The sequence below is a fragment of the Lentibacillus saliphilus genome, assembly GCF_019093865.1.
Classification (GTDB): Bacteria; Bacillota; Bacilli; order Bacillales; family Amphibacillaceae; genus Lentibacillus_B; species Lentibacillus_B saliphilus.
In genome coordinates this window covers 433,612-441,201 of record NZ_JABJXD010000002.1, presented here as the reverse complement: position 1 = coordinate 441,201, position 7,590 = coordinate 433,612, and the positions used below count along the sequence as shown (strand labels likewise).

The 7,590-nt window shown below is 41.8% G+C and carries 5 protein-coding genes; 4 read left to right on the top strand and 1 reads right to left on the bottom strand.

What is annotated here, in order from left to right; genetic code table 11:
- The first annotated feature begins 471 nt into the window (after positions 1-471).
- Positions 472-2,067, top strand: coding sequence for a BCCT family transporter (locus tag HPC67_RS06265; RefSeq protein WP_217586598.1), 1,596 nt, complete (start codon positions 472-474; stop codon positions 2,065-2,067).
- Positions 2,068-2,163: 96 nt separating this feature from the next.
- Here the strand turns inward: HPC67_RS06265 and HPC67_RS06260 are convergent, their stop codons facing one another.
- A complete protein-coding gene (locus tag HPC67_RS06260; RefSeq protein WP_246569752.1) occupies positions 2,164-3,291 on the bottom strand; it encodes a Fic family protein in 1,128 nt (375 codons plus the stop codon).
- Positions 3,292-3,494: 203 nt separating this feature from the next.
- On the opposite strand from HPC67_RS06260, the gene HPC67_RS06255 reads away from it, so the two are divergent.
- The 3 genes from HPC67_RS06255 to HPC67_RS06245 are packed head-to-tail and all read left to right on the top strand — an operon-like array spanning position 3,495 to position 7,521.
- The gene (locus HPC67_RS06255) at positions 3,495-3,959 is read left to right on the top strand and encodes a MarR family winged helix-turn-helix transcriptional regulator (RefSeq protein WP_217586596.1); all 465 of its coding nucleotides are present in this window, start codon (positions 3,495-3,497) and stop codon (positions 3,957-3,959) included.
- On the top strand, positions 3,956-5,689 hold the full coding sequence (locus HPC67_RS06250) for an ABC transporter ATP-binding protein (RefSeq protein ID WP_217586595.1): 1,734 nt from the start codon (positions 3,956-3,958) through the stop codon (positions 5,687-5,689). Before HPC67_RS06255 ends, HPC67_RS06250 begins: the two co-directional genes overlap by 4 nt.
- Positions 5,686-7,521: an ABC transporter ATP-binding protein gene (locus HPC67_RS06245; RefSeq protein ID WP_217586594.1), complete on the top strand. Its 1,836-nt coding sequence runs from the start codon at positions 5,686-5,688 to the stop codon at positions 7,519-7,521. Before HPC67_RS06250 ends, HPC67_RS06245 begins: the two co-directional genes overlap by 4 nt.
- Positions 7,522-7,590 lie beyond the last annotated feature (69 nt).

Below are 7,590 nucleotides of genomic sequence, written 5' to 3'. Positions count from 1 at the left end.
AATTCAATACCAACGTCATTTGACTTAGAACCCATACAAAAACAACTATAAGCCATCGCTGTCTCATAAATTATGATTCTCCTTTTCTATATGGTCAGCTCCACTATATCAATCGAGTGTTAATTTCATGCGAGTAAAATGTTAATATTTGTTAAATATCCGTAATTTTGGAGAAAGAGCGGTTGGATAGAAAAGCATAATTTAACAATGGTTATAAATACTCGGAGAAACGACATACGTCTCTAAATGATTTTTGTATGTTATGATAAATATATGTCGAAAAAGCTCTTGTTGTTATCATGCAGTCTGTATTTTCCCCTCCCATATGCTTTGCCGTCCTTCTCACATAGCACCTTAATCACGGATAACCTTGCTTGATCCCTACATATTTCATTGATAGTAGGGCATGATTTTGTTTAGTCCATACGTATTACTAACACACACATTACATAGCAGAAAAGGTGAAACATCATGAAAAAGAGTTTAATTGATTGGCCAACGTTTATTGGCGCATTAATTCTATTACTTGGCGTGTCCATTCCTCTTGCTGTGTTTCCTGAGGAAGGTAGAAAAATTGTTAATTTAGCGAACGATCTGATGACTAAAAATCTAGGCGTCGTCTACTTAGTCTTTGGATTAATTACATTTGGTTTTCTCTTATACGTATCCTTCAGTAAAAATGGCAAGATAAAGCTCGGTGAGAAAAGTGATAAACGTGAATTTAGTACGATGTCATGGGCTGCGATGTTGTTCGCGGCAGGTATCGGATCAAGCATTCTATATTGGGGCATGATTGAGTGGGCTTTTTATTATGAGGGACCACCTTTTGGTATAGCGCCTGAATCAACTGAAGCGATTAAATGGGCATCATCATATGGCATTTTCCATTGGGGTCCAATCGCTTGGGCGATTTACACATTGCCTGCGCTGCCAATCGCTTATTTCTATTATGTGAGGAAAACACCGGTACTTAAAATTAGTGAAGCAGTAAGGCCGGTTCTTGGTAAAGCTGTCGACACACCACTTGGTAATGTTATTGATATTCTGTTTATGTTCGGTCTTATGGGAGGCGCAGGAACAACTCTGGCACTTGGAACACCAATGATCGCGGAAGGCATTCATGACCTTACCGGACTTCCACCTAATTTAATGACGAAAACAGTCATTATGCTCATATGTACAACCATATTTGCGATTAGTGCGTATTCTGGTTTGCGGCGTGGGATCAAGGTGTTGAGTGATGTGAACTTATGGCTTTCTGTTATCGTTCTTGCCTTTATTTTTGTATTCGGTCCGACACTTTTCATTAGTGAGACGACCTTCACAAGCTTAGGGCTCATTTTAAATAACTTTTTCGAAATGGCCACTTGGTTAGAACCGTTAGCCAATGTAGCAGGCTTTGAAGGCACTGGATTCCCAGAGACTTGGACGATTTTCTATTGGGCATGGTGGGTTGTGTATGCACCATTTGTAGGCTTATTTGTCGCGCGCATCTCGCGAGGTCGAACGATACAGCAAATGATCCTTGGTACCATTATCTATGGTACGCTCGGCAGTGTCTTATTTTTCGGGGTACTCGGCAATTTTGGTCTTTATTTACAAGTGAGCGGCAGCTTTGATGTCGTTGGATTTATGAATGAAACCAGTCCTGAGGCGGCCATTATCGCCATTTTAAACCAATTGCCTATGGCTGGAATTATGGTAGCAGCATTTACAATATTAGCCATTATCTTTCTTGCGACGACGTTTGATTCATCGTCTTACATACTCGCAGCAGTGGTACAAAAGAAGGTACAAAAAGAACCACTCAGATGGAACCGCCTTTTCTGGGCGTTTTCCCTTTCCTTTATGCCACTCGTTCTCATGTATGTTGGTGATTTAAAAACACTCCAGACCGCAAGCATTGTCGCCGGATTTCCCGTCCTCTTTATCATGGTACTGCTAGCATGGTCATTCATGAAAGCATCGAGTGAGGATATTCGTGCATCAAAGGATTATAAATCGGCGACGATCCACATTAACATCCGTGAGATTAATGAACAAAGGCGCAAAAGAGAGCAAAAATAACAGCAAAAAAGAGGACACGCGCGTGTCCTCTTTTTCATGTTCACAGTCTCGAACACGTGATATAACTTTTTCTTGCTCAGACAGTGGTTTATTCGCTCAATCACGTAAAATTCGCATGAGATCATAGTTTCGGTATTTTTTATTTCGCTTTGTCTCTGAATCTGTGAACAGCAACTTTTTATCAACAAGCGCTTTCAATGCTTTACGAGCCGTGTTAGGCGTTATACCAATACTTTCTGAAACCTGCTTAGCCGTTGTAAAAGGATTAGAGAATGTATACAACCAAACCCTTTTTTCCGATTCGAGTTGACACTGTTGTAATCCGTCTTTAGCAAGGGCATCGGCATCTTCCAATTTTGTATGAATACGATCTGCCATTCGATTACAAGCCTTTAAAAAGAATAAGATCCATTCTCCCCAAGAAGGATGCTCTCCTCTTACACCATTTAACATGTCGTAGTATCTTGCTCGTTCTTTTTCCAATTCTTCACTAACAAAAAAAATTGGTTGAGATATGACGTTTGCTTGAATGAGTGACAATACAATCAATATACGTCCAAGACGCCCATTGCCATCTAAAAACGGGTGGATAGACTCAAATTGTGCATGAATGATTGCAGTCTTAATAATCGGATCTGCCTTTTCATGAAAAACGTATAAATCTTGTTGGATATGATCTACTGGGAATGATACCTTATAAGGATGTTGGTTCATATAATACTCCAAATTTTGCATGTAACCATCTATTTTCTCAGCAGAAATAGATATATATGTTGCATCTTCCATACGATTTATCGGACCAATAAAATTTTGCACCTTCCTAAATTCACCTGCGGACTGCTGAGATCCCCTAGCACCCTCCATAAGAATTTCATGCAATTCCTTAATCAATCTAGTTGAAATTGGATAACCGTTCCGAATACGTTCATATCCTTCATAAAGCGCTTGACGATAATTATTAACCTCTGTAATTTCCCAGCGTGGTTTCGTGTCATATTGTTCTTCAACCATATCTGTAAACGTTACCTGAGTTCCTTCAATTCTTGTAGATTCTACAGATTCACTTAAAGATAGAATCTGAACAAGTGCTTTACTCACAATAGAATGCGTGATTTTTTCTTCCAAACGACCAACTTTATGATTAACTTGTGATAGAATCTCTAATATTTGTAATGCCTCTTGAGTAGGCACCCCAATTGGTAGCAACGACACACCTTTTTTCATCATTAGACACTCCAAACGAAAAAAATTTACTTTATTATACATATTAATCATTATTAACGCAAAATATTAAAGTTTTTTAGCTGAGGATTTATTCGTCATCAAAGAAGTTGACACAATACAATATGAGGCGTATGATTCATTAATAGTTCATTTTTGAACAGTTCTATCTTGAATATATACGAACTTTGAAAAGAGGTGCGCACATGTACGAATGTAACAATCAACCAGGCCGATCTATGGACATTTTACAATCGTTCTGGCGTTTAAAAAAAGCCATTATGGCTCAAGTAAAACAAATCGCTCACAATCACGAATTATCAGTGCCGCAATTCGGCATACTGATCACGATGTCTCATAAAGGTAAGATCACCCAAAAGACACTCCAAGAACGGACACACTTCCCAAAAAGCACATTAAGCCATGCAATCGATGGGCTCGTCCTGAATGGCTATTTAATGCGCACGCCTGTTGAAGGGAACCGGCGGGAAATGGATTTATCATTAAGTGAAGCCGGACATCAACTCATTAAAGACATTCAATCTCAGCCAGATAGTGTGCATACACGTCTTACACATGCAGTCAATTCTTTTTCAGAAGAACAATTCAACGCTTTAATTGACATGCATCAGCACATTGCAGCTTATCTTGAAGATGGTGACATACAATGACAAAGCTTTTCAAACAATTATCTGCATTTAAATGGATGCTTGTGCTCGTATTCATACTTGTTTTCACACAAGCACTATCCAACTTAATCCTGCCAACACTCATGGGCGACATCGTCGATAAAGGGGTTGTCGCAGGTGATATTTCTTATATTTGGACGATCGGCGCCGTCATGCTTGGTGTCTCTGCCCTTGCTGTCATCGTTTCAGTCTTAGCAAGCTTTTATTCCGCCAAAATTGCCATGGGCGTTGGGCGGAACATACGCAAGGACGTGTTCAGCCATGTCCAAACATTTTCTTTAAATGAATTTGATCAAGTTGGCACAGCTTCTCTTATTACGAGAACGACAAACGACATTACCCAAGTACAACAAGTGCTTATGGTCATGTTAAGGATCGTCATCACCGCTCCGCTCATGATGATTGGCGGCATTATTATGGCGGTTTCAAAGGACGCCCAGCTCTCACTCGTCGTGCTCGGTGTCATTCCATTTCTCGTTGGAACGATCCTGCTGATTTTGAGAAAAGGGATGCCGTTATTTAAAGCTGTTCAGAAACGACTGGATCATTTAAACCTCGTCATGCGCGAAAACTTAACCGGTGTTCGCGTCATTCGGGCTTTTAATAAAGAACAAACAGAAGCAAAACGGCTACAAGGGGCCAATCACAATTTGACGAGCGTTTCGATTAAAGTGAATAAGTTAATGGCATTCATGATGCCACTTATGATGCTGCTTATGAATATGACGATCGTCGCCATTATATGGTTCGGTGGGATTCGGATTGATAATGGTGGTATGCAAATTGGGGATTTAATGGCGTTCATTCAATACGTCATGCAAATTATGTTCGCCCTTCTTATGGCTTCGATGATGTTCATTCTGTTACCAAGAGCGGCTGTTTCAGCAAATCGGATCAACGAGGTCCTTGAAACAAAGCCATCTATAAAGGATCCGGTTCAGCATTCAGCACAAGATGAACAGGTAGCAAAAGGAACACTTGAATTCGAGCATGCGTCATTTTACTACCCTGGTGCAGAAGAGCCTGCACTATCAGACATTCATTTTCATTCCCAGCCAGGTGAGGTAACAGCTGTTATTGGGGGAACCGGATCAGGCAAGTCAACACTTGTGAACCTTATTCCAAGATTTTACGATGTGTCAGAAGGCGCCATTCGCATCAACGGCACGGATATCCGCGATCTCTCACTAAAGGACGTCCGCGCTAAAATCGGGCTTGTCCCTCAGAAGGCATTTTTATTTTCAGGAACTATTGCCGAAAATATTCGCTACGGAAAAGAAGATGCGACGTTAGATGACATTATTAAGGCGGCAAAAATTGCTCAAGCTGATGACTTTATTTCTAATATGGAAAAAGGCTATGATACCGAGCTCGATCAAGGGGGCGCTAATTTATCAGGTGGACAGAAGCAACGTTTGGCCATTGCCCGTGCGCTCGTCAGACAGCCCGATATATATCTATTCGATGATAGCTTTTCTGCGCTTGATTATAAAACAGACGCCAAGCTTCGTAAGGCTTTGAAAGACTCGATCACCGATGCATCAATCGTCATTGTCGGTCAGCGCGTCAGTTCTGTTAAAGACGCAGATCGAATTATCGTACTCGATAATGGTCAGGTCGATGGCATTGGTACACACGATGAATTGCTCAAATCTAGTGCCGTCTATCAGGAAATTGTTACATCACAACATGGAGAGGAGGGGATTGCATGAGCCATGCACACAGAGGTCCAGGTCAGTTTGCCAAGCATCCTGGGCAACCGTCTCATAAACCAACACAGTCAAAAGCAACATTAAAGCGTCTCCTCCGTTACTTAGCACCGCGACGAAAACGGTTGTTCGTTGTTCTTTTAGCAACGATCTTAAGTACGGTGTTTGCGATTTTAGGGCCAAAAATTATGGGTGACACGATCACCGAACTGTTTGAAGGGGCTTATGCCAAGCTATCCGGTACAGGAACGGGCATTGATTTTAGTAAAATAGGACAAATGCTCGCCTTGCTTGGCGCGTTGTATGTTTTCAGCAGTCTCTTCACACTTGTACAACAGTATTTAATGGCAAGTGTTGCTCAAAATACCGTGTACGATTTACGGACGGATATTTTCAAGAAGCTGAACAAACTGCCGCTCAAATATTATGATGGCCATTCACATGGTGACACATTGAGTCGTGTCACCAATGATATTGACACGATCGGCAACACACTTCAGCAAAGCATCGCCCAGTTCTTTCAGTCAGTCATAACGATCATCGGCATTATCATTATGATGCTCACGATCAGTCCACTTCTGACCTTAATTACAATCATCAGTCTGCCACTGTCGATATTTGTGATTCGGCCTTTTCTACAAAGGTCGCAGCGTTATTTCGCCGAGCAACAGCATACACTCGGCAATCTGAACGGACATATAGAAGAAATGTATACCGGGCATCAGGTCGTAAAAGCATTCGGACAAGAGCCTCATGCCCAGCAAACGTTCGACGAGGTCAATGAAGAATTGTATGAAGCAGGACGCCGCGCACAGTTTATTTCTGGTATCATTATGCCTGTTATGACCTTCATTGGAAACTTGACATACGTTCTGATCAGTATTGTCGGCGGAATTCTTGTCATACAGCGCGCGATTTCAATTGGTGACATCCAAGCGTTTATTACGTACTCGAAGCAATTCACGCAACCAATTCAGCAAACAGCTAACATCGCCAATATCATTCAATCGACCATTGCTTCAGCAGAACGGGTATTTGGGTTGCTGGATGAACAGGAAGAAGTTCCGGAAACACAGACACAACAAACGCCGGTTGCTGATGGAACTGTTACATTTGAGCATGTCGCGTTTGGATATGGCGATGACCTATTAATGAAAGACATCACCATAAACGTAAAACCAGGACAAACGGTTGCGATCGTCGGACCAACCGGCGCTGGAAAAACAACATTGATCAATCTTCTGATGCGCTTTTATGAGCTTAAGAGCGGATCGATTAAAGTTGACGGTACGGACATTCAATCGATGTCACGCCATGATCTGCGTGCCCATTTTGGCATCGTATTACAGGATACTTGGCTTTTTAATGGAACGATCATGGAAAATATCGCCTACGGAAAAAGCGATGCAACGGAAGCGGATATTATGGCAGCGGCTAAGGCTGCACGTGCTGATGACTTTATCCGCACACTTCCCGACGGCTATAACACGATATTGAACGAGGAAGGCTCGAACATTTCTCAAGGTCAGAAACAGCTCATAACGATTGCACGGTCGATTTTGGCTGATCCACCGATCATGATTCTTGATGAAGCAACGTCAAGTGTCGATACACGAACAGAGGTGCTAATTCAAGAGGCGATGAATCGTATTATGGAGGGCCGAACGAGCTTTGTCATCGCTCACAGACTGTCAACAATCCAAGGCGCTGATCTGATTCTCGTGATGGACCAAGGTACGATCATCGAACAAGGCACACATGAAGCGCTGTTGAAGCAGGATGGCTTTTATGCCGATCTCTACAACAGCCAATTTGTCGATGACGAAGCCGTTTAATTCACAGGACAAAAGATTAGGGTTTAAGTTCGACACACTAGAAATAAAAAGCAGCACGATGAGCGCGGT